Source organism: Nonomuraea insulae (assembly GCF_042656245.1).
On sequence record NZ_JBHSPA010000024.1, the window covers coordinates 78,634 to 99,197 of the forward strand.

Annotated in this window: 20 protein-coding genes; 5 read left to right on the forward strand and 15 right to left on the reverse strand. The window is 70.4% G+C overall.

All coding sequences use genetic code 11. From position 1 onward, the window contains the following. Together ACFPZ3_RS20805 and ACFPZ3_RS20810 are read left to right on the forward strand one after the other, a co-directional pair. Positions 1-715: hypothetical protein (locus tag ACFPZ3_RS20805; RefSeq protein ID WP_379515828.1), on the forward strand; the 715-nt coding region annotated here is incomplete at its 5' end. A 118-nt stretch (positions 716-833) separates the two neighbouring features. Continuing rightward, entirely contained in the window at positions 834-1,850 is a 1,017-nt protein-coding gene (locus ACFPZ3_RS20810) for an aminotransferase class V-fold PLP-dependent enzyme (RefSeq protein ID WP_379515829.1), read from the forward strand. An 86-nt stretch (positions 1,851-1,936) separates the two neighbouring features. Here the strand turns inward: ACFPZ3_RS20810 and ACFPZ3_RS20815 are convergent, their stop codons facing one another. Beyond that, positions 1,937-2,386, reverse strand: a complete 450-nt coding sequence (locus ACFPZ3_RS20815) for a helix-turn-helix domain-containing protein (protein WP_379515830.1) — start codon at positions 2,384-2,386, stop codon at positions 1,937-1,939. 74 nt (positions 2,387-2,460) lie between these two features. Here ACFPZ3_RS20815 and ACFPZ3_RS20820 point away from each other — a divergent pair, with 74 nt between their 5' ends. Further along, positions 2,461-3,666: an MFS transporter gene (locus ACFPZ3_RS20820; protein WP_379515831.1), complete on the forward strand. Its 1,206-nt coding sequence runs from the start codon at positions 2,461-2,463 to the stop codon at positions 3,664-3,666. On the opposite strand, the gene ACFPZ3_RS20825 is transcribed toward ACFPZ3_RS20820, so the two are convergent. The 3 genes from ACFPZ3_RS20825 to ACFPZ3_RS20835 form a co-directional block, all read right to left on the reverse strand. After that, positions 3,636-4,292, reverse strand: a complete 657-nt coding sequence (locus ACFPZ3_RS20825) for a TetR family transcriptional regulator (protein WP_379515832.1) — start codon at positions 4,290-4,292, stop codon at positions 3,636-3,638. The two genes, ACFPZ3_RS20820 and ACFPZ3_RS20825, sit on opposite strands and share 31 nt — an antisense overlap. 23 nt (positions 4,293-4,315) lie before the next feature. After that, positions 4,316-5,074 (reverse strand): IclR family transcriptional regulator, encoded by a 759-nt coding sequence (locus tag ACFPZ3_RS20830; RefSeq protein ID WP_379515833.1) that lies wholly within the window; start codon positions 5,072-5,074, stop codon positions 4,316-4,318. Between the two features lie 88 nt (positions 5,075-5,162). Then, the gene (locus tag ACFPZ3_RS20835) at positions 5,163-5,546 is read right to left on the reverse strand and encodes a hypothetical protein (RefSeq protein WP_379515834.1); all 384 of its coding nucleotides are present in this window, start codon (positions 5,544-5,546) and stop codon (positions 5,163-5,165) included. Between the two features lie 263 nt (positions 5,547-5,809). Here ACFPZ3_RS20835 and ACFPZ3_RS20840 point away from each other — a divergent pair, with 263 nt between their 5' ends. Further along, positions 5,810-6,799 carry a LacI family DNA-binding transcriptional regulator gene (locus ACFPZ3_RS20840; RefSeq protein ID WP_379515835.1) on the forward strand — a complete coding sequence of 330 codons (990 nt, stop codon included), beginning with the start codon at positions 5,810-5,812 and terminating at the stop codon, positions 6,797-6,799. A gap of 5 nt (positions 6,800-6,804) precedes the next feature. On the opposite strand, the gene ACFPZ3_RS20845 is transcribed toward ACFPZ3_RS20840, so the two are convergent. From ACFPZ3_RS20845 to ACFPZ3_RS20865, 5 genes are read right to left on the reverse strand one after another with little or no spacing between them, the layout of a single operon-like run. Then, positions 6,805-7,779, reverse strand: coding sequence for a substrate-binding domain-containing protein (locus tag ACFPZ3_RS20845; RefSeq protein WP_379515836.1), 975 nt, complete (start codon positions 7,777-7,779; stop codon positions 6,805-6,807). After that, a complete protein-coding gene (locus ACFPZ3_RS20850; RefSeq protein ID WP_379515837.1) occupies positions 7,776-8,807 on the reverse strand; it encodes an ABC transporter permease in 1,032 nt (343 codons plus the stop codon). The genes ACFPZ3_RS20845 and ACFPZ3_RS20850 overlap by 4 nt, the downstream gene beginning before the upstream one ends. Beyond that, positions 8,804-10,306 carry a sugar ABC transporter ATP-binding protein gene (locus tag ACFPZ3_RS20855; RefSeq protein WP_379515838.1) on the reverse strand — a complete coding sequence of 501 codons (1,503 nt, stop codon included), beginning with the start codon at positions 10,304-10,306 and terminating at the stop codon, positions 8,804-8,806. Before ACFPZ3_RS20855 ends, ACFPZ3_RS20850 begins: the two co-directional genes overlap by 4 nt. Further along, a complete protein-coding gene (locus tag ACFPZ3_RS20860) occupies positions 10,303-12,711 on the reverse strand; it encodes a glycoside hydrolase family 172 protein (RefSeq protein WP_379515839.1) in 2,409 nt (802 codons plus the stop codon). Before ACFPZ3_RS20860 ends, ACFPZ3_RS20855 begins: the two co-directional genes overlap by 4 nt. Beyond that, positions 12,698-14,116 carry an L-fucose/L-arabinose isomerase family protein gene (locus tag ACFPZ3_RS20865; RefSeq protein WP_379515840.1) on the reverse strand — a complete coding sequence of 473 codons (1,419 nt, stop codon included), beginning with the start codon at positions 14,114-14,116 and terminating at the stop codon, positions 12,698-12,700. Before ACFPZ3_RS20865 ends, ACFPZ3_RS20860 begins: the two co-directional genes overlap by 14 nt. Positions 14,117-14,365: 249 nt before the next feature. Between ACFPZ3_RS20865 and ACFPZ3_RS20870 the strand changes: the two genes are divergently transcribed. Then, positions 14,366-14,584, forward strand: coding sequence for a hypothetical protein (locus ACFPZ3_RS20870; RefSeq protein ID WP_379515841.1), 219 nt, complete (start codon positions 14,366-14,368; stop codon positions 14,582-14,584). A 246-nt stretch (positions 14,585-14,830) separates the two neighbouring features. On the opposite strand, the gene ACFPZ3_RS20875 is transcribed toward ACFPZ3_RS20870, so the two are convergent. From ACFPZ3_RS20875 to ACFPZ3_RS20900, 6 genes are all read right to left on the reverse strand, one after another. After that, positions 14,831-15,832 (reverse strand): LacI family DNA-binding transcriptional regulator, encoded by a 1,002-nt coding sequence (locus ACFPZ3_RS20875; RefSeq protein WP_379515842.1) that lies wholly within the window; start codon positions 15,830-15,832, stop codon positions 14,831-14,833. A 55-nt stretch (positions 15,833-15,887) separates the two neighbouring features. Continuing rightward, positions 15,888-16,970 (reverse strand): glycoside hydrolase family 172 protein, encoded by a 1,083-nt coding sequence (locus ACFPZ3_RS20880; RefSeq protein WP_379515843.1) that lies wholly within the window; start codon positions 16,968-16,970, stop codon positions 15,888-15,890. Between the two features lie 8 nt (positions 16,971-16,978). Beyond that, positions 16,979-17,776, reverse strand: coding sequence for a carbohydrate ABC transporter permease (locus ACFPZ3_RS20885; protein WP_379515844.1), 798 nt, complete (start codon positions 17,774-17,776; stop codon positions 16,979-16,981). Further along, complete coding sequence (locus ACFPZ3_RS20890; protein WP_379515845.1) at positions 17,766-18,716, reverse strand: carbohydrate ABC transporter permease; 951 nt, start codon at positions 18,714-18,716, stop codon at positions 17,766-17,768. The genes ACFPZ3_RS20885 and ACFPZ3_RS20890 overlap by 11 nt, the downstream gene beginning before the upstream one ends. A gap of 81 nt (positions 18,717-18,797) precedes the next feature. After that, positions 18,798-20,093: an ABC transporter substrate-binding protein gene (locus tag ACFPZ3_RS20895; RefSeq protein ID WP_379515846.1), complete on the reverse strand. Its 1,296-nt coding sequence runs from the start codon at positions 20,091-20,093 to the stop codon at positions 18,798-18,800. A gap of 317 nt (positions 20,094-20,410) precedes the next feature. Further along, positions 20,411-20,545: a hypothetical protein gene (locus ACFPZ3_RS20900; RefSeq protein WP_379515847.1), complete on the reverse strand. Its 135-nt coding sequence runs from the start codon at positions 20,543-20,545 to the stop codon at positions 20,411-20,413. Positions 20,546-20,564: the final 19 nt, after the last annotated feature.

The following is a 20,564-nucleotide window of genomic DNA, read 5'->3' on the forward strand; positions in this document are numbered from 1 at the left end:
CGCCGCCCGGCCAGACGCCCGAAGCGGTACGGGCGTCGCCGCCCGGTCAGAGGTCGCATCCGATCTTCCGCCCGCGCCGACGGAGGTGCTGACGGCGCTGCGCAGGCTCTCCGCCGAGCGGATGGAGCGCGTCTGCCGCAACGGGCTGCCGGTGGTGGGCCTGGCGGCGCTGTGGCGGGCCACCGGGGCGCGGCCGCTGGAGCGGGCGCTGGCGGCGCTGGACCCCGGCCTGCGCATCTATGCGGATCAGCTCGGCCTGCTGCTGGCCGACGGGCCGCTGCCGGGCTCGTTGCGCGGGCTCGCCCGGCACGAGGAGATCGCGCCCGCCCGGTCGATGGAGCTGGTGGGCCGCAGGATCCGGGCCGCGCTCGGCCGTCTGGCGCGGGCCTCGGATCCGGTGCTCGCCCACCAGGTGGCCCGCCGCGCGGACACGGCGGTGCTCTGTGCGCTGGTCGTCGCGATCACGTCCTGGCCTCCTCTCGTTGAACCCGCCGTCTCGGTGAGTGAGCCGGGCAAGGTGACCGTACCCGGCTTCCCCCGTACGGACCTGGAGGACCCGGACGGGCCGTGGCGGCGCGCGTTTCCCGACGCCGCGGAGCTGGGCGGCGACCTGGAGGTGTTCCGGGAGCGGGTGGCCGCCGGCGGGCTCCTGGTCCCGGCCGCCTGGCTGGACAACGGCGGCTGGCCCGCGCTGTGGCAACGCGCCGCCCGCTGAGGCCTCCGGCCGGGCGGCGGAGCGCTACGGCGGGCTACCTGGCGTGGTCCGGTGCACGCCGCGTGGTCCGGTGCACGCCGCGTGGTTGGTGCACGGACGTCCGTTCTAGGCTGATCTCATGGACATCACCGCTGCCGCCAAGCTCTGGGACGCCGATCCGGGCTGGCTCAACACCGCCTCCTACGGTCTGCCCCCTCGCCGTGCCTTCGAGGAGTTGCAGGCCGTCCTGACCGAATGGCGGCACGGCAGCAATGACTGGCAGCCGTGGGACGCGTCGGTGGGCAGGTCGCGGACCGCTTTCGCGCGCCTCGTCGGCGCCCGACCCGCCGACGTGAGTGTGAGTTCGACCGTTTCGCAGATCATGTCCGTCGTGGCGACGGCGCTGCCGCCGCGGGCCAAGGTCGTGGTGCCGGAGATCGAGTTCACCAGCAACCTGTTCCCGTGGGCCGTGGCCGCCGAGGTCGAGACGGTTCCGGCCGACCGGGTGGCGGAGTCGATCACGCGTGACACGGCGGCGGTGGCGTTCAGCGTGGTGCAGTCCGCCACGGGGTACGTCGCTCCGGTGGCGGACATCGTGGCCGCCGCCCGGGCCCATGACGTGCTGGTCATCGCCGACGCCTCCCAGGCCTGCGGCTGGTTGCCCGTCGACGTCGAGGGCGTGGACGTGCTGGCCTGCGCGGCGTACAAGTGGCTCATGGCGCCGCGGGGGGCGGCGTTCGCCTACCTGTCGCCGCGGGTGCGGGAGCGCATGCGCCCGCTGGCCGCCAACTGGTACGGCGGCGCCGACGAGGGCGGCTCCTACTATGGGCCGCCGCTGCGCCTGGCGGATGACGCGCGGGCGTTCGACCTGTCACCGGCCTGGTTCTCCTTCGTCGGCGCCGCCCCCGCGATCGAGTTGCTGAACGAGCTCGGTGTCGAACGCGTCCGCGCCCACGACGTGGGCCTCGCCAACCGCTTCAGGGCTGGCCTCGGCCTGGAGCCGTCCGACACGGCCATCGTCGCGGTGGACGCCCCGGGCGAGCGACTGGCGGCGGCGGGGATCCGGGCCGCGGTGCGGGCGGGCAGGGTGCGGGCCAGCTTCCACGTGTACACGACCGAGGATGACGTCGACCGCGCACTCGACGCGCTGACCTGAGACCACGCGCTCGACGCGCTGACCTGAGACCACGCGCTCGACGCGCTGACCTGAGACCGCACGCTCGACGCGCTGACCTGAGACCGTCACTCCCCCGGCGGGTGCCCGAGGATCAGCACCAACGCGTCCAGCAGCCGCTCCCAGTCCCTCTCCTTCAGGTCCCGCCGCAGCGGCGCCGCGACGGCGGCGAGGGCGTCGGCGAGCATGGCGCGGACCGCCCGATCGTCCTCGTCCAGCAGCCCCGCCAGCACTCCCACCTCCCGCCGGAAGCGCCGCCCCCGCGTGAACGCCACCAGCGACGGCGGCGGCGCGGGGACGGCCGGTTCCGTGCCGGGGTCGGCGAGGGTGATGACGAGCCGGGTGCCGAGCGCCTCGGCGAGCCGGTCGAGGGCGGAGATGGTCGGGTTGCCCCGCCCGTTCTCGAGATTGGCGACGTACGGCACCGACAGGGCGGCGTCGGCGGCCACCGAGGCGACGGTCCGGCCGAGGGCTGACCGGCGGCCGCGCAGCCGCCGGCCCAGTTCCACAGGATCCACATATCTATCTTGACAGAATAATTTGGTGCGTGTTGTCTCTTGGGAGAATAATCCCCCAAGAGAGGAGGGCAGCGATGCCGCACGCCCTGCGCGTCCGCGACTTCCGCTACCTCTGGGCGGCGCGGGCCATCGCCGGGCTCGGCACGAGCATGCTCGTCGTCGCCATCCCGGCCCACGTCTACGCCGTCACCGGCTCGGTGCTGGCCACCGGCGTCACCCTGGCCTTCGAGTCCCTGCCCGCGCTGCTGCTGGGCACGGTCTCCGGGGCCGTGGCCGACCGCTGGGACCGCCGCCGCCTGATGATCACGGCCGATCTGGTGCACGCGGCGGCGATCTCCGTGGCGTTACTCGCCCGCAGTCCGGAGACGATCTGGCTCGTGTACGTGGCGGTCCTGGGCCAGGGCACGGCCGCGGTGTTCTTCCGGCCCGCCTCCCAGGCCCACATTCCGGCCGTGGTCGGCACCGGGCCCGAGCTGACCAGCGCGAACGCCATCAGCTCCGTCTCCACGGGCGTGGTCGGGCTGGCGGGTCCGCCGCTCGGCGGGCTGTTGTTCGCGATGTACGGCATCGACGCGGTCGTCGGCGCCGCCGCGGCGGCCGGGCTGCTGTCGGCGACGGGCATCGCCCTCACCTCCGCCCGCCCCCACACCCACCTGGGCGGGAGGAGCGGCCTGGGCCAGGGTCTGCGCCTGGTCCGGCGGGCTCCGGCGACGCGGGCGCTGCTGGCCGCCAACGGCACGTACCTGCTGGCCAACGCCGCGCTCACCGCCCTGCTCGTCCCCTTCGCGGTCTCCACGTTCGGCGGGAGCACCGACGTCGGCTACCTGCTGTCGGCACTGGGGCTCGGCTTCCTCGTCGGCGCGCCCGTCAGCCGCCGGCTCGTGGACCGCTTCGCGCCCAGACCGGTCATCGCCGTGGCTCAGGCGCTGGTCGGGGCCGCGTTCCTGCTGATGTTCAACAGCACCTCGCTGCCGTTCGCGCTGGCCGCCGCGTTCCTGCTCGGCCTGCCGGGGGTCACGGTGATGGTCGCCGTGCAGACGTTCGTGCAGCGGGCGACCCCGGGCGAGCTCCTCGGCCGCGTCACCGCGGTGTTCATGACCGTGGAGGCCGCCGTCGCCATGACGGGCGCCTTCGCGGGCCCGGCCATGAGCGAGGCGTACGGCCTGCCGGTGGCGCTCAACGTCGCCTGCTCGGTGACGTTCCTGTCTGCCCTGATCACGCTCTGGTTCGTGCCGGCCGGGGCCGTGCGTCAGGAGCTGTCGCCCTCGCCGCGCAGGTAGCCCACGACCATCTCGCCGACCATCCGCCGCTGCCGCACCCGATGCTCGGGAGCCGTCATGTCGCGCCCGAACAGCGCCCCGAACGTGTGCTGGTTGGCCACCCTGAAGAAGCAGAACGCGCTGATCATCATGTGCACGTCGATGGCGTCGGCCTCGGTGACGAAGTCGCCGGACTCCTGCCCGGCGTCGAGGATGCGGGAGATGAGGTCGAGCACGGGCGTGCCGAGGCCGGCCAGGGCCTCGGACTTGCGGATGTGCTCGGCCTGGTGGATGTTCTCGATCGCGACGAGGTGGATGAACTCGCGGTGCGCGTCGTGGTGGTCGAAGGTCAGCTCGGCCAGGGTGCGGATGGCCTCGACCGGCGCCAGGTGCTCGACGTCGACCGTGCGCTCTACCTCGCGCACCTCGGCGTAGGCCTTCTCCAGGACCGCGATGTAGAGCCGCTCCTTGCTGCCGAAGTAGTAGTAGATCATGCGCTTGGTGGTGCGCATGAGCTCGGCGATCTCGTCGACCCGCGCCCCGGCGAATCCGTGCCTGGCGAACTCGCTCTGGGCGACCGCGAGGATCTCCGCTCTGGTGCGGTCGGCGTCGCGCTGGCGTGCCCTGGTGGCCGGCTGCGAGGTCATCGAACCATCCTAGTGGCCGCCCGTCAGCTCAGGGGATGCTCGAATCCGCGCTCCGACATGCGCTTGGCCGTCTCGGCCAGGTCGGTGACGAACTCCGCGACGCGGTCGTCGGTGAAGCGCACGGTGGGGCCGCTCAGCGTGAGCGCGGCGACCGTGGCCTTCGACCCGCTCGTGACCGGGACGGCGACCGCGGACAGGCCGGGCTCGCGTTCGCCGTGACTGACCGCGTAACCGTCGTGCTCGGCCCGCGCGGCCCACTCCCGCAGCCGCGCCACGTGGCCTTCTCCGTACGGCGAGGTGCGGGCGACCCGATCGAGCAGCCGCTCCGGCGCGTCCTTGAGCAGCACCTTCGAGGAGGCTCCCGCCCACAGCGGCAGTTCGTCGCCCACCCGCACCACGTGCCGCAGCGGCTGCGGACTCTCCTGCTGCGCGATGCACACCCGGTGCACGTCGCGCAGCACGTAGAGGTTGACCGTCTCCCGCTGCCGCGCGCCCAGCTCCCGCATGAGCTGTACGGTCTCCGGCGGCAGCTCCCAGGCGTGACGGGCCAGGTGCGCCCACCGCCACAACGCGGGCCCCGCCGCGTACCCCTTCGGGGTGGCCCACAACAACCCCATGTGCTCAAGCGTCTGCAACATGCGCAGGGCCGTGGTCTTGGCCAGCCCCGTCTCGTCCACCACCTCGCGGATCGTCAGCGTCCGCCGGCCCTCGGTGAGCAGGGACAGGATGTCGAACGCCCGCTGCACGCTGCGCACGCCGCCGGAGTCTTCGTTGGAAGGCACGGGATCACCCTCTCACGGAGGCGACGCGCGGGCGCGCCGCCTCCGTGAGAGACGGCGCGCCCGGGTGTGCGTCAGCGGACGTGGCCTCTCACAGCGTCGTCTCGCCGTTCAGGCCGAAGAAGTCGTGCCATTTGACGCCGCCGCCGAACGCGGTCCCGGTGGACAGGCTCACGAACACGTCGTTGACCGTCCCCCTGGTGAAGGTGACGATGTCGGCCTTGCCCTCGCCGACGCCGTCACCGTAGGCGGTGTAGACGTTGTCGTCGTCGGACCAGCAGTTCGGCCACAGGTCGCCGTGGTCGCGGTTGTCGCCGGCGGCGGGCGCGCCGACCGTGGCGCCGGAGTCGATCCGCACGGTCGAGAAGAACGGGCTGGGCGGCGGGACAGCCGCGGCCGCGGGGACCGCCGCCGTGGCCGCGATGAGCACGGTGGCCAGCCCTGTGCTCACACATCGTCGGACGATGGAGTACATGACTTCTCCTGGCGTGCGGTGAGGGGTGAAGGGGCAGAGCCAGTGAGCAATCGATTTCTCAAGGAACGTATAATCGCCGGGCTGACAGCCGCCAAGCGGTGAATTGTCAGGATTCTCGTCAGGCGTTATCGCACCACAAACGGTATATTTCGAGATTTGCTGAAGTGTGGGATGATGATCTTGTCCGGAAAGCGATTCCTGATAGCACCCCGATACCGGCCCGGGGACAGGGCAGGGCCCGTCGATGGTAGAAAGTTGGTGCGATGCCCACCATCTACGATGTCGCCCGCGAGGCGGGCGTCTCCGCTGCCACGGTCTCCCGTGTGCTCAACGGCCAGCGGAGCGTCGACCCCGACATGGTCGCCCGGGTGCTGACGGCAGTCCGCGACCTGGGCTATCGGCCCAACGCGGTGGCGCGCAACCTGCGGCGCAGCCGCACGACGCTCTGGGCCGTGATCATCTCCGACATCGGCAACCCGTTCTTCACCGCCACGGTCCGCGGCATCGAGGACGTCGCGCAGCAGGCCGGATACTCGGTCGTGTTGTGCAACAGCGACGAGAACCCGGCCAAGGAGGAGACGTACGTCGCGGCGGCGCTGAGCCAGCAGATGGCCGGGGTGATCATCGCCTCCTCGGGGAGCGCCAAGGCGGCCAAGAGCCTGCTCGACTCCCCCGTCCCGGTCGTCGCCATCGATCGCGAGCTGCCGCGCGGCACCGTGGACACCGTCGTGGTGGACAACGAGGCGGGGGCGCGCACGGCCACCCGGCACCTGATGGAGGCCGGATACGAGCGGATCGCGTGCATCACGGGGCCCGAGGGCGTGAGCACCGCCGACCTGCGGTTGCGCGGCTACACCTCAGCCCTGTCGCAGGCCCCGTCGGATGGTGGGCCGGTGGTGGTCCGGACGGACTTCCGCGAGCAGGGCGGCTACGACGCGATGGCGTCACTGCTGTCCTCTCCCGAGCGCCCTGACGCCGTGTTCGTGGCCAACAACCTGATGACGGTGGGAGCGCTGCGCTGCCTGGCCGATCGGGAGGTGGAGGTGCCCAGGGAGATGGGGCTGGTGGGGTTCGACGAGATCCCGTGGGCCGACCTCGTCCGGCCGTCGCTGACGACGGTGGCGCAGCCCACCTACGAGCTGGGCCGCATGGCCGCCCGCCTCCTGGTGGACCGCATCGCCACCCCGTCCGGCCGGCCGGCCACCGTGGTCCTGCCCGCCGAGCTCCGCCCCCGCCAGAGCAGCGCCCGCTGAGTCCATCAGTTCTGGCCCGACAGGTCGTACTGCTTGTAGAGCTCGGGCGCGTTGTCCTTGGAGACCTGCGTGGTCCCGAGCACCTGCTGCTTGTCCACCTGCCGGCCGTGCAGGATCTTGTTGACGGTGTCGGCCGCCTCCTGCGCGCCGGTCGGGTAGATGAAGGTGGAGGAGAGCTGGCCGAGCTGGACCGCGCGGATGCCGCCGTCCGGGATGGCCAGGCCGTCGATGCCGATGAACTTGATCTGCTCGGCCTTGCCCGCGGCCTGCGCCGCCAGATACGCGCCCAGCGCCATCGGGTCGTTGTGCCCGTACACGAGGTCGATCTTGGGGTGCTGGGCCAGCCACTGCTGCATGATCGGGGTGGCCTGCTCCTTGAGCCACTTGCCCTCGCGGTCGGCGATGATCTTGATCTTAGGGTTGGCCGCGATGGCCTCGCGGAAGCCCTTGTCGCGGTCGATCTGCGGCTGATTGGACAGGATGCCGCGCAGCTCGACCACGTTGCCGCCGTCCGGCAGCAGCTTGACCGCCTCCTCCCCGGCCTTCTTGCCGATGAGCACGTTGTCGCCGCCGATGAAGGCGGTGAAGCAGTCGGTGTTCACGGTGCGGTCGAGGACGATCACCGGGATCTTCGCGGCGCACGCCTGCTCCACGGCCGCCGTGAGCGGGGCGGGCTCGGTGGGCGAGACGATGAGCGCGTCGACCTTCTGAGTGATGAAGTTCTGCACCTGGGAGACCTGGGTGGCGCTCGACTGCTTGGCGTCGGCGATCGGCAGCAGCTCGATGTCCGGATATTTCTTCAGAAAGTGCTTCAACTGCAGGTTGAGCTGCGCCCGGTACGGTTCGGCGTTGTTCGACTGCGAGTATCCGACGACGAACTTGTCCTTCGCCCCGCCTGCGGAGGCCGAAGGGGTGGGCGCCTTGGACGCGCAGGCCGCGGCGAGAACCGCGCACAACGCGATGGTGATGGCCTTCTTCACGATCGAGACCCTCCTCGGAGGAACTTGAAGAGATCGGGACGCTGCAGGACGACCGCCACGACGACGATCAGTCCCTTGATCACGAGTTGCCAGTTGTCGCTCACCGCGTTGAGCCCGAGCACGTTGTCCAGCAACGTCAGGATGAGCGCCCCGACGAACGTGCCCGCGATCGTGCCCTTGCCGCCCGCCAGCGACGCCCCGCCGATGACGGCCGCGGCGATGGCGTCCAGCTCGTACGACTGCCCGGCCTGCGGATCGGCCGAGGCGCTGTAGGCGGCGTCGATCGGCCCGGCGAACCCGGCGAGCAGGCCGGACAGCGTGAACACCGCGATGGTGACCGCCGTGACGTTGACCCCCGACAGGCGGGCCGCGGTGGGGTTGCCGCCGACGGCGTACACGTGGCGGCCGAACCGCGTCTTGGCCAGGATGAGGTGAAAGACGACGCAGACCACGACGAACGCCAGCACCGGGTAGTAGACGCGGTCGAACAGGTTGTGCCCCGGCGTGCCGAAGAGCTGGAACGCCTCCGCCTGCGGCGTCAGCTTCCCGTCGGGCCCGGCGATCTGGGTGCCGACGCTGACGTTGTCGCTGACCTGCCGGTCCAGGCCGCGTACGACCGAGAGCATGGCCAGGGTCATGACGAACGACTGGATGCGCAACCAGGTGGTTCCCGCGCCGTTCAGGAACCCGAAGAACGCGCCCACCACCATGCAGATCGGCACGATCTGCCACGGTTCGAGGGAGTACTTCGAGAGCATCATCGCGGCCGTCATCGACGCGATGCCGAGCAGCGACCCCACCGACAGGTCGATGCCGCCGGTCAGGATCACCAGCGTGACGCCGACGGCCAGGATGCCGCGGGAGGCGAAGGCGCCGACGGCGTTGGTGAGGTTGGTCTCGTTGAGGAACATCTCGCCCTTGGTGGCGATCCCGACCGCGAGGATCAGCACCAGGCCGATGTAGGCCTGCGCGGCGCCCAGGGCGGAGAGCGTGCGGCGTGTCCTGCTCTCCGTGGTGGCGAGGGTCATGTGGTCACCTGCTGTCGCGCCATGGCCGCTTCGAGGATCGCCTCCTGGCCGGCCCCGCCCCTGGGGAACTCGGCGGTGATCCGGCCCTCACAGAGCACGAGGATCCGGTCGCACATGGCCAGCAGCTCGGGCAGTTCGGAGGAGGCCACCAGCACGGCCTTGCCGGAGGCGGCCAGCTCCGACATCAGGGCGTGGATCTCGGCCTTGGCCCCGACGTCGATGCCGCGGGTGGGCTCGTCCATGAGGATCAGCGACGGCTCGGTCAGCAGCCACTTGGCCAGCACGACCTTCTGCTGGTTGCCGCCGGAGAGGTTCCCGACCGTGAAGCGCAGACCGGGCGTCTTGACGCGCAGGTCGCGCACCTGCCGCTCGACGGCCGCGCTCTCGCGCCGCCGGTCCACCCGCCACAGGCGCAGGTAGCGCCCGAGGGAGGACAGGCTCGCGTTGAAGACCACGCTGTTGCCGAGCACGAGGCTCTGCGCCTTGCGGTCCTCGGCCACCAGCGCCACGCCGCGGTCGATCGCCTGTTTGGGGCTTTTCGGCCGGTACGGGGCCCCGGCCAGGCTGATCGACCCCTCCGACGGCCGGTGCACGCCGAAGATCGATTCCAGCAGCTCGCTGCGCCCGGCGCCCATGAGCCCGGCGACACCGACGATCTCTCCCGCGCGCACGGTCAGCGAGATCCCCCGCAGCGCCGTACGCCCGACGGCCGGATCGCCCGGCACGCTCAGCCCCTCGACGCGCAGCAGCTCATCGCCCTCCGAGCCGCCGTTCGCCCGGGGGAACATCTCCCCCAGCGGCCGGCCCACCATCATCTGGATCAGCTCGTCCCGGTCGACCGTGGAGCGTTCGCCGATGTGACGGCCGTCGCGCAGCACGACCACCCGGTCGGCGATCTCCTCCAGCTCCTCCAGGCGGTGCGAGATGTAGATGACGGCCACGCCGCGCGCGGTGAGGTCGCGGATGACCCCGTACAGGCGCTGCACCTCGGCGTCGGCCAGGGCGGAGGTGGGCTCGTCCATCACCAGGACGCGGACGTTCTGCGACAGCGCCTTGGCCACCTCGATGAGCTGGCGTTCGGCGATCTTGCACTGCTTGATGAGCCGGCGCGGCGACAGGTCGAGCCCGAGGCCGCGCAGCAACTCCGCGGTGCGCGCCTCCATACTCTTCCTGTCGAGGATCGCGCGTTCCCTGCCGAGGAAGATGTTGTCGGCGATGGACAGCTCGGGCACCAGGTTGAGCTCCTGGTGGATCATCGCGATCCCGTGCCGCGCCGCCTCCTTCGGCGAGTGGACGCGCGCGGGCTCCCCGGCGATCTCGATCTCACCCTCGTAGTCCTTGAACACCCCGGCCAGGATGTTCATCAGCGTGGACTTGCCCGCGCCGTTCTCCCCGAGCAGGGCCACCACCTCGCCCTCCCCCACCGTGAGATTCACCCCGTCCAGGGCCCGCACGCCGGGGAAGGACTTGCCGATGGCCCGCATCTCCAGCACGGTCACCGCAGGCTCCAGGCGCTGTAGGAGGCGGCCGACCAGGGGGTCTTCGGGGTGAGCCGCACCGTGATCTCGCGGCGGCCGCGGGTCGCCCCGGCCGGGATCTGGTAGACCTCCTCCAGCCATCTGCGGGAGCGGTTGCCGAGCGGCTGCGCCCAGTCGGCCAGCCGCCGCCCGTCGACGGTGACTTCCGCGTGCTGCCCGGCCTGGTCCTGGTCGCCCGTACGGCGCAGCTCGACGCCCTCGTTCGCCTGGTCGATCTTCAGGGTGAAGCTCACCGGGGCGTCGGTGACGCGCTGGACCGCCTTGTACGTCGGGCTCGTGCGCAGGTCGCCCTCGAACGCCGAGTCGAGCGTGGTGACCTCGCCCTGGCCGGTGTACCCGTGCGCCCGCTCGCTGGCCGCGTCCCCAACTGTCAGGGTGTCGGTGCGGGTGGTGGCGTTCGCGCCGGTGCCGTACCAGTAGGCGGTGGAGGAGTAGACGCCCTCGACGTCGTTGGTCCAGCCGTGCTCGATGTCGAACGTGATCGCGCTCGCGAACGGGACCGCGTCACCGATCATCAGCCGGTACGCGCCGGTGCAGTCGTTCTGCGCCGGGCAGCCCGTGGCGGGGGCCAGGTGGGCGGGGTTGCCGTGGAAGGGGGTGGTGAAGGTCTCGCGGTTGAAGTACCAGCCGGCCTGGTAGAAGTCCTCGGTGCCGGTGCCATGGATCTGCGGGGTGCGTGAGCCGTCCACGTACACGCGCTCGTCGCCCTCCAGGTAGTTGCGGTTGGTCGGGCCGCGCATGGTGTGGCTGACGCCGACGAACTTGCCGTGGCCGGTGGCGCGCAGGAAGGTCCAGCTCTGGCCGGGGGTGGTCGCGCCGGCGCGGGACTGCGTCCGGAAGTAACCGACATTTCCTGCCATCGGGCGGTTCGCTGACGTGACCGACGCCTCGCCCTCGATGGTCCTGCCGGAGCCGTTGTAGAGCTCGACCGTCGCCCCTGTCCGGTAGGGCATCGGCCACCACGCGGACATCGTGCTGGTCTCGGCGTCGATGCCGTACATCAGCGACTTGACCGGCATCATCGCGTGCCCGCTGCCGAAGAACTCGCCGACCGGCGAGTCAACGGTCCGCTCGCCGTCGAAGCTGATCCGCAGCCGCAACCCCCGCAGGACCTCCTGCGCCGTCCGCACCTTCGCCAGATCGGCCTCGGCCAGCGGGAAGGCGAAGATCCGCTCGCCCTGCCAGGCCTGCGCCACGATCGTGTACGCGTGCGCGGCCTCGCTCGAGGCGTCGCCCACGTCCACCGTGTCGGTGCGCGCGCCGCCGCTGTCCACCCAGTACGTGAACTCGTTGTAGTCCAGGTCCGAGGAGACGAACACGTTCTTCACCGTGATCTTCGACTTGCCCTTGGTGGCGCTCGCGGGCAGGTCCACCACCTCCTCGGCCCACATGCCGGAGGCCCCGGGCCTGCTCGGCGGCCACTGGGCCACCTCCTGGCCGTCCACCAGCACCTTGGCGACCTGGTGGCCGATGGCCGGGTCGATGCGCCGGGTCAGCCGCACCCCGTCGTTGCCGGGATCGACGGCGACGGTGAACTCGCTGGAGCCGTTCGCGCCGAACGCCCGGCCCTCGTCGGCCTCGGTCCTGGGCTGGACCCGCTCGGCCTGGGGCAGCCTCACCTTGATCGCGGACAGCAGGCCGGGGCCGAACGTGCGCGCCACCCGTACGGACTGGCCGGGGGCGAGGTCGACGTCGGCGTCCTGCGTGCGCGCGCCCTTCACGGGTGGCTTGGGGTCGCCGCCTTTGAGGCGGTCGATCACGTCCTGCGCCTTGTCGGCCGGGTCGAACGTGCGCACGCCATCGGCGTCGGCGAACGTGCGGTAGGTGAGGTGGTAGAAGAGCGGGTTGTGCTCGGTGGTGACGCGCATCGAGCGGGTGTAGGGCATCGGCACCTCGACGTACACGCCGCCGGAGCTCTGGTCGGCGTTGCCCACCAGCGGGTACGCGAACGGCGCGCCCAGCCTGCCGTTGACCAGGTCCTGCAGGCTCGCCTCCACGACCTTCCTGCCGTCCAGCTCGACCGTGATCTTCCCCGTGCCGGTGACGTCGCCGCCGTCCCTGGTGAACCAGATGGCCTGCACCTCGCCGGCGCCGGTGTGCTCGGCGATCACGCAGCCTTCCGCGGTGGTGCGCAGGCAGGAGTAGGTGCCCTCGAAGCCGTCGTTGTTGCCGGCGGCGCGGTCGAAGCTGGAGAACTGCTTGGTCTGCACGCCCGCGGGCAGCTCGGGCAGCCGGTCGAGCCGCCGGTAGACCTCCCACCCGACCGGGCCCTTCGCGCTCCTGCTCGCCGCCTCCGCCTGCGCGGGGACCGCCAGGACGCCGGTGACCAGGAGGACGGCCGCCAGTAATGTGCTAGTTCGCCGCATCGCCGAACCCCTCGAACTCGACACCGAGCTGCTTGCACACCGCTTCCAGCTCCGCCACGTAGTCGCCGGGCACCGCGTGGATGTGGTTGGAGCCGAACCGCGCCAGGAACTCGGTCGCCGGGACGTGCAGCCTGGTGAAGGCGTGCGGCCACTCGAAGGTGGACTGCCGGGCCATCGCCTCGTTCGTGGCGTCGTCGTACAGCTCGAACTCGCCGCGCATGACGTGCATGCGGTAGTGGCCGTCCCTGCGGGTGAGCCGGGCGAACGTGGCGGCACCGGGCGCGGCCAGGTGGTGCACGCTCGCGCCGCCCGCGGGGAAGAAGAACACCTCGGGGTAGAAGTGCGTCTTGGCCAGGTTCTCGGCGGGGTCGTCGGAGCGGGCGGCGTACCAGGTGGCGTGCTGGCCCGAGTTGCACAGGTCCCACACGTCCTTGTCGGCGTGGTAGTGCCGCACGTCGGCGAACAGGACCGGGTCGCCGCTCAGCAGCTTGAGGATCTGCATGCTCAGCGCGCCGTCCATGTCGGCCTCGGTCGCGCAGACGTGCGTCTCCTTCGGGCCCTCCCAGTCGTAGGGGTCGTTGAGGAAGGACTCGGCGATGTCCATCGTGCAGAAGTGGGTGGTCAGCTCGGGCTGGCCCTTGATGCCGGAGAAGTCCAGGTTCCACTCGTCGATGAGCTCGCGCATGGCGTAGTACGTACGGATCTGGCGCTCCAGCAGCTCTGGCGTGAGCCGCTTGCCGTCGTAGTGGACGTTGCCCTTGGTCTCCAGCCACTCGCGCGCCTCGGTCACCCGGGTCTGCGAGGCGTTCTCGCTGCGGCGCACGACCTCCCACTGGTCGATCTCCTCGACGTCCACGCCGAACGTGCGCATCCACTGGTCGGTGTTGGCCACCGCGGTGTACATGCCCATCGGCCGGCCGCCGATCCGCCCGAACGTCGAGCCGCGCAGCCCGCGTACGGCGCCGGCGGCCCGCACCTCGGTCAGCACCCGGCTCCTGACGGCGGGGTCCTCGATGTCGCCCCAGGCCCTGGCGTGCACCCGCCCGATCTGGTCGAGCCCGCCGCCGCCGGCGAGCATCCCGACCATGCCCGGCTGGGCGGGGTCGATGTTGGCCATGAGCAGCAGCGGGCCCGGCGTGGCCTCGGCGGCCAGCATGGTGAAGTGCGGGAAGGCCCAGACGGCGTAGTTGAAGATCGTCAGGTCGGGCCGCCGGTCGGCCAGCAGGCGGGCCTGCGAGGTGGCCAGCTCGTTCGTCCACACGATCTCCGGCGCCACGATCACCTCGTGGCCGTCCTTGCGCAGGGCCTCGGCCAGGGCGGTGGTGGCGCTGGTGATGTGATCCACGAGATCGCGGGCGACGAAGTCACGCCCGTCCGAGATGCTCAGCAGTCCGATTCTTGCCACAGGATATTGACCTCCATGTGAGAAATCGATTGCCCAGAAATCGATTTCCACCCAAGCTAGATCGCACCCTCCTGACCGTCAATGCCGCCTCACATCACAGAATCGCAACGGTGACACGTGGGGCGGAGGCAGGGTCGCTTGGCGTGTCCGGAAGCGCACCGTAACCTCTCGTCACGTTCCGTAGTCACTCGTGGCGGCAAAGCACATCAGGTAACCATCGGCCCCTCCATCACCAGGAAGGCAGTCCTGATGCGTCAGTCAACCCGCGTCTCCGCCGTCACCCTCGCCGCGGCCCTCGCGCTCTCCGCGCTCGCGGCCCCGGCGGCGGCGCACGGTCCCATCAGCATCGACGGCACGGTCAACGCCCTCAACGACACCAAGCTCTGCGCGCCAGGGGTCAAGGCGGCGGGCATCGGGGTGGAGATCCCCATCGCCTCGCCCCAGACGGCCACCTGCACGCAGCACTGACCACCTGAACGCGGCCCTTTTCCTTCCCCTGGGCCGTGTGTGAACCACCGCAACGCCGACCATCCGAACGCGGTCCTCTTCTTCCCCTGGGCCGTGTGTGAGCCACCGCCCGAACGCGGTCCTCTCCTTTCCCCGGGCCGCGTGTGAGTTCCCGCGGCGCGACGCCCAAGCCGGTGCACCGGACGACCTCCGGCACCACGGGGCGCCGCGCCGCGGCCGACCGGTTCAGCCTCTCGCGCCGGTGTGTCAGGCCGGGCGCGGGTGGGAGCTGGGGCGAGGGTGCAGTTCCGTCTGGAGCACCATGCGCACCGCCGGCCGGGCCGGGTTCTCGATGCGGGCCGCCAGCAGTTCCGCCGCCGCCCGCCCCAGCTCGTACGTCGGCTGCCGCACGGTGCTGAGCCCCGGCCGGAACAGCCGCGCCCACGGGATGTCGTCGAACCCGATCACCCCGAGCCGCCCCGGGATGGCCACCTCCCGCTCCGTCAGGCACTCCACGGCCCCCACGGTCATGAGGTTGTTGGCGGCGAACACCGCGTCCATGTCCACCCCCTCGTCCAGGAGCGCGGCCATCGCCGAGTAGCCCCCTTCCTCGCGGAAGTCGGCGTGCCGGATCAGCGCCCGGTCCTGCGGCAGCCCGAAGGCCCGCAGCGCCCGCTGGTAGCCGCGCAGCCGCTGCATGGCGGTGGGCATCCGCCGGGGCCCGGTGATGCAGGCGATGCGCCGGTAGCCGGACTCCAGCAGGTGGGTGGCGGCCAGTTCCGCGCCCTTCTCGTTGTCCACCAGGACGGCGTCCACCTCGGTCTCGGCCAGTTCCCGATCGATGATGACCACGGCGGTGCCCGCGGCGACCAGGGCGCTGAGGTCGGTGGAGTCGTCGGCGGGCGAGATGATCACGCCGGCCATGTTGTCGGCCAGCGCGACCGCGATGTACTCGGCCTCACGCGCCCGGTTCTCGTCGGTGTTGCACAACACGACCGAGTAGCCGAACTGGCGGCCCCCGTCCTCCACCCCGCGCACCAGCGAGGTGAAGAACGGGTTCCCGACGTCCGAGACGAGCACCGCCCACAGCGTGGTCCGCCTGCGCCTGAGGTTGCGCGCCACCCGGTTGGGCCGGTATCCGAGCTCGCGGACCGCCGCGTGCACCCGCGCCGCCAGCTCCGGGTTGACCGTCGAGCGGCCGTTGAGCACGCGCGAGACCGTCGCGGCGGAAACCCCGGCGTGCCGCGCGACATCTTGGATTTTGAGCAACCTCGTCCCATCTCATGGCAGGCGTGGCCCCAGCCGGGGCCACGCCTGGAATCGATTACCAAGCTTCGGGGAACGGTAGCCGTTCCTCCACCGGCGCCAGCCCGAACGGCCGGTGCGGCAGGGTCTGGTACCAGTACGCCACCGACGAGAAGTCGTCCGAGCGCTTGTTGGCGTGGCCGTGCTCGATCGTCACCCTGATCGACTCGGTGAAGGTGATCGGGTCCTCGACGTGGAAGCGGTAGAGGGAGATCTCCCCGCTCCAGTTGTCGCCACCGGGCAGGGTGATGCCGTGGTACGGGGCGTGGTAAGTCTGCGTCGGGCACCAGGCGGTGTTGAAGTAGTCCTCGGTGCCGGTGCCGTGCAGGGAGGGCGGGAACGCCTCCCCGTCGATGAAGATCATGTCATCGCCCTCGCCGTACCAGTTCCAGTCGCTGGTCTCGCGCAGGTTCCTGATGTTGAGCACGCAGCCCACGTAATGGCCGCGCCCCTCGGCCTCCAGCAGGACGTAGTTGCCGTCGCCGGTGTCGTTGACGCCCTCGACCTGGAACTCGCGGTTGGACTGCGTGCCCTGCTCGATCCCGTCCGTCGGGCGCTCGCGCCGCCACTGGGCGTGGAAGTAGCCGAGGTCGTCGGCCGCGGATTCGAACAGCTCGTAGTCGACGTAGTAGTAGAAGAACACCGGCTCGGCCGACAGCTCGCTGATCAGCTCCACCTTCGCGCGGCTCGCGAACGGCATGTGGAACCAGGAGTTGAAGCCCTTGCCGTCCTGCGGGCTCATCTGCAGCGGCGCGGAGACGAAGTTCGCGGTCTTGGCGTGGCCCATGCCGAAGAAGTCGCCGAGCGGCACCAGCACGCTCGGGTGCTCCTGGTCCTCCCAGGTGATCTTCAGGACGAGCCGCCGCAGGTAGTCGACGTCCTTGGCGTCCGGCACGTCCTTCTGCGGGAGCGCCACGGTGCACCAGATGTGGTTGATCGAGCCGGGCCCCTCGATGTCGGCCAGGGTCACGGTGGTGCCCGGCTGGACGGTCAGCCGGTCGTCGTTCGCGCCCGTACGGTCGTAGCTGGAGACGCGCTTGCGCTTCGAGGCCCGCAGCCGGGGCAGGTCGCGCAGGCTGCTGCCGTGGTTGCCGTAGGTCATGCCGTTCCTTACTTCAGTCCGGAGGTCTTGATCGCCTCGACCAGGCGGCGCTGGCCGAGGACGAACGCGACGAGTGTGGGCACGGCCGCGATCACCGTCGCGGCCAGGATGTAGTTCCAGGCCGAGCCGTACTGGCCCTGGAGGGTGGCGATCCCGACCTGCACCATGCGCAGGTCGGGATCGCGGGTCGAGGTCAGCGGCCAGAGGAAGGCGTTCCAGTTGGCCAGGAAGAACAGGACGGACAGGGACGCGAGCACGGGGCGGCTGAGCGGGACGACCACCTGCCACCAGCGCCGGAAATATCCGCATCCGTCGAGGTCCGCGGCCTCCTCCAGCTCGCGCGGGATCGTCAGGTAGTACTGCCGGAGCAGGAAGATCCCGAACGCGTGGAAGATCGCCGGCAGGATCAGCCCCGCGTAGGTGTCGAGCAACCCGAGCTGCCTGGCCACCAGGAACAGCGGCACGAGGATCACCGGCAACGACACCAGCATCGTGGAGACGATCACCGAGAAGATCACTTGCCGGCCGGGAAAACGCAGCCGGGCCAGCGCGTAGGCCGCCATCGAGTGCAGCACGAGCGCGATCACCGTGACCGCCACGGAGACGATCGCGCTGTTGAGCATGTACCGGCCGATGGGGACCTCGGTCAGCACGTAGAGCAGGTTGTCCAGGGTGAACCGGCTGGGCGGCGCCACCTCGAACAGCTCGTCGGCCGGTTTCAGCACCGACACCAGCAGCCAGAGCAGCGGCGCCACGGTGACGGCGGCCAGCACGTACCCGATCAGGGCGCGGAGTTTACCCGGCATCGAACCGGCCTCCCCTCGTGGCGCCGAACATGAGCCCCGTCGCCACGACCAGGAACCCGACCGCCACCGTGGTCAGCGCCGCCGCGTAGCCGTAGTTGTTGAGGGTGAAAGCCTGCTGGTAGATGTAGAAGACCACGGTCGTGGTGCTGCCGGCCGGGCCGCCCTTGGTGAGCACGTACACCAGGTCGAACGCCTGCAGCCCGGTGACCGCGCCGACCGTCGAGTTGACCAGCACGAAGAAGCTGGTGGGCCGAAGCAGCGGCCAGATGATGAAGCGGAAGCGCTGCCAGGCTCCGGCTCCGTCCACGCGCGCCGCGTCCTCGTACTCCTTCGGGATGTCCTTGAGCCCGCCGAGCAGGATCAGCATCTGGTAACCCATGAGGAACCAGATGCTGATCACCACCATCGACCCGAGCGCCAGGGCGGGGTTGCCCAGGAACGACACGTCGCCGAGGCCCACGGGCCGCAGCAGCGCGGGCACGGCGCCCTGCTTGTCGGTCAGCAGGAACTGCCAGACGACGCCGACCACGACGAGGCTGATGACGTGCGGCAGGAAGAACAGCGTCCGTACGATGCCGACGCCGGGGAAGTGGTCGCGCACCAGCAGCGCCAGCCCCAGGCTGACCACGAAGCCGATCGGCACGAACGTCACCACGTACGTCAGCGTGACCTTGACGCTCTGCCAGAGCTGGGTGTCGGCGGCCATCTGCCGGAAGTTGTCCAGGCCGATGTAGGTGTAGCCGCCGAAGCCGTCCACGCTGAAGAGCGAGACGCCGATGGCCAGCGCCATGGGGAGGCCGACGAAGACGAGCAAACCTAGCAGGTCGGGCGCGACGAACGCGTACCCGGCCAGCGTCTCCCGCCGCCGCCTGCTCCACCCCCGTGGCGCCTGAACGACCGCCCGCCTCGCCGCCGTCCCGGCATCCGTCAACGTGGCCATCACCCGCCACCTCCCGCTCTCGCGTCGGTACGCATCCGCGCCATGGGTGTGCGGACCCGCGGTGGGCCGCCGTTGTGGCGGTCAGAGCATCGCAGCACCTTTGTAGCCCTTCAGGAAGGTGTCGATCTTGGCTGCCGCGTCCGCCGCCGCCTGGGCCGGGTTCGCCCCGCCGAGCTGGACGGCCTGGAGGGCGTCGGAGACGGCCTTGTACACCTCGGGCGTGTACCGCGGCTCTCCCCGGCCGCCCGGGACCACCTGGTCGAGGAAGACTTTGAGCACGGGCTTGTCGAACGCCCCCGCCGACGTGGCCGCCTCCTGGACGGACCTGCGGGCGGGAAGGTTCGTCTTGACGACGGTGTTCCACTGGCGGCCCCGCTCGACGCCCTCCTTGTCGGTGGCGCCCAGGGCCCAGGCGATGAACTTGGCCGCGGCCTCCGGGTTGGCGCCCTTGGCGTTGGCCACGAAGGCCCAGCCGCCGAGGTCGGTCGTGTACGTGCCGCCGTCGGGCACCGGCAGCGGGAAGACCCCGTACTTGAAGTCCTTCTTGCTCTGCTCCATCTGCGACACCGCCCAGATGCCGGTCTGCTGCATGGCCACGAACCCGCTGCCGAGGTTCGCCGGGCCGTTGCCGGCACCGTCGCCCTGGGGCTTGCGCGGCGCGACCTTGGTGGTGATGGCGTCCTGCCAGAGCTTCAGCGCCGCGTGCACGCCGGGCACGTCGAACCCGGCGCCGCCGTTCCCGGGCACGGCCGAACCGCCGGCCATCCACATGAACGGGTACCACGTGAAGTTCTGGTAGTAACCGGGGATCGTCTCGAAGAGCAGGCCGAACCGGTCCTTCCCGGTCAGCTTGGCGGCCACGTCGAGGAGTTGGTCCCACGTCTTGGGGATGTCGCCCTCGGACAGCTTGGCCTGCTCGAAGGCCTCGACGCTGTAGAACATGGCCAGCGGCTCGCGTTCCATGGGCAGGCCGTAGACCTTGTCGTCCACCTTGCGGGTGTCGAGCACGCCGCCGTCGAAGTCGGCGATCTGGTCGGGCTTGAGGTGCGGCGTGAGATCCGTCAGCACGCCGCCGTTGTGGTAGCGGAGGAAGTCGCCGGGGCTGAGCAGGAAGATGTCGGGTCCCTGCCCGGCGGAGAACGCGGTCTGCAGGGCCGTGCCCGCTAGGTACTCGGACACGGGCAGGTAGTGGAGCTTGACCTTGACCTCGTTGTTGGCGTTCCAGGCCGCCACCAGGTCGGTGAACCACTTGCTCTGCGCGTCGGCCTGCGGGTTGGGGCCGTAGAAGTTCCAGAACGTCAGTTCCTTGGCGTTCCCGCCCGTGCCCCCGCCCCCACACGCCGACAGCAGCGGCGCCGCCACTGCCGAACCTAACACCACGGCTCCGCCACGCAACAACGATCGGCGAGTCACCCTCTCGAAGGCCGACATATCCCATCCTCCTGATGGTTGAGAGCTCGGGGCGCGAGCAATCGATTTCTCAGAAATGTAGGAGCCGACATGCCGAGCGTCAAGAACTCTTTGTTACGGCTTGCTAAACCCAGGAATCGATATCTCCACGAGACCTGCGTCTCTGCCCTCCATCGGGGCCCGCCACACAAACCCGGTTCCAGCCGAGTTTCACACCGGTTTCCCGGCCAAGCCGCCCTCCAGGGTGGGCTGGGCGGTCGGAGCGGCCAGAGGGGGTCGGGCCGTCAGGGTGGGCCGAGGATCGCGGGGATGCCGAGGGCGCGGGCGGCGTCGGCGAAGTCTATCCGCTGAGCCTGGCCCGCCAGACGGTCGAGGGCATCCCCGACGCGCGGCTGGTCGTGTACCGTGGCCGCGGCCACGGCCGCACGTTCACCGACA

Excerpts from the sequence above, each read along its gene's own strand:
- ACFPZ3_RS20835 (WP_379515834.1), bottom strand. The coding sequence starts at position 5,546 with ATGTACTCCATCGTCCGACGATGTGTGAGCACAGGGCTGGCCACCGTG.
- ACFPZ3_RS20885 (WP_379515844.1), bottom strand. The coding sequence starts at position 17,776 with ATGCCGGGTAAACTCCGCGCCCTGATCGGGTACGTGCTGGCCGCCGTC.
- ACFPZ3_RS20820 (WP_379515831.1), top strand. The coding sequence starts at position 2,461 with ATGCCGCACGCCCTGCGCGTCCGCGACTTCCGCTACCTCTGGGCGGCG.
- ACFPZ3_RS20810 (WP_379515829.1), top strand. The coding sequence starts at position 834 with ATGGACATCACCGCTGCCGCCAAGCTCTGGGACGCCGATCCGGGCTGG.
- ACFPZ3_RS20860 (WP_379515839.1), bottom strand. The coding sequence starts at position 12,711 with ATGCGGCGAACTAGCACATTACTGGCGGCCGTCCTCCTGGTCACCGGC.
- ACFPZ3_RS20890 (WP_379515845.1), bottom strand. The coding sequence starts at position 18,716 with ATGGCCACGTTGACGGATGCCGGGACGGCGGCGAGGCGGGCGGTCGTT.
- ACFPZ3_RS20870 (WP_379515841.1), top strand. The coding sequence starts at position 14,366 with ATGCGTCAGTCAACCCGCGTCTCCGCCGTCACCCTCGCCGCGGCCCTC.
- ACFPZ3_RS20825 (WP_379515832.1), bottom strand. The coding sequence starts at position 4,292 with ATGACCTCGCAGCCGGCCACCAGGGCACGCCAGCGCGACGCCGACCGC.
- ACFPZ3_RS20840 (WP_379515835.1), top strand. The coding sequence starts at position 5,810 with ATGCCCACCATCTACGATGTCGCCCGCGAGGCGGGCGTCTCCGCTGCC.
- ACFPZ3_RS20880 (WP_379515843.1), bottom strand. The coding sequence starts at position 16,970 with ATGACCTACGGCAACCACGGCAGCAGCCTGCGCGACCTGCCCCGGCTG.
- ACFPZ3_RS20850 (WP_379515837.1), bottom strand. The coding sequence starts at position 8,807 with ATGACCCTCGCCACCACGGAGAGCAGGACACGCCGCACGCTCTCCGCC.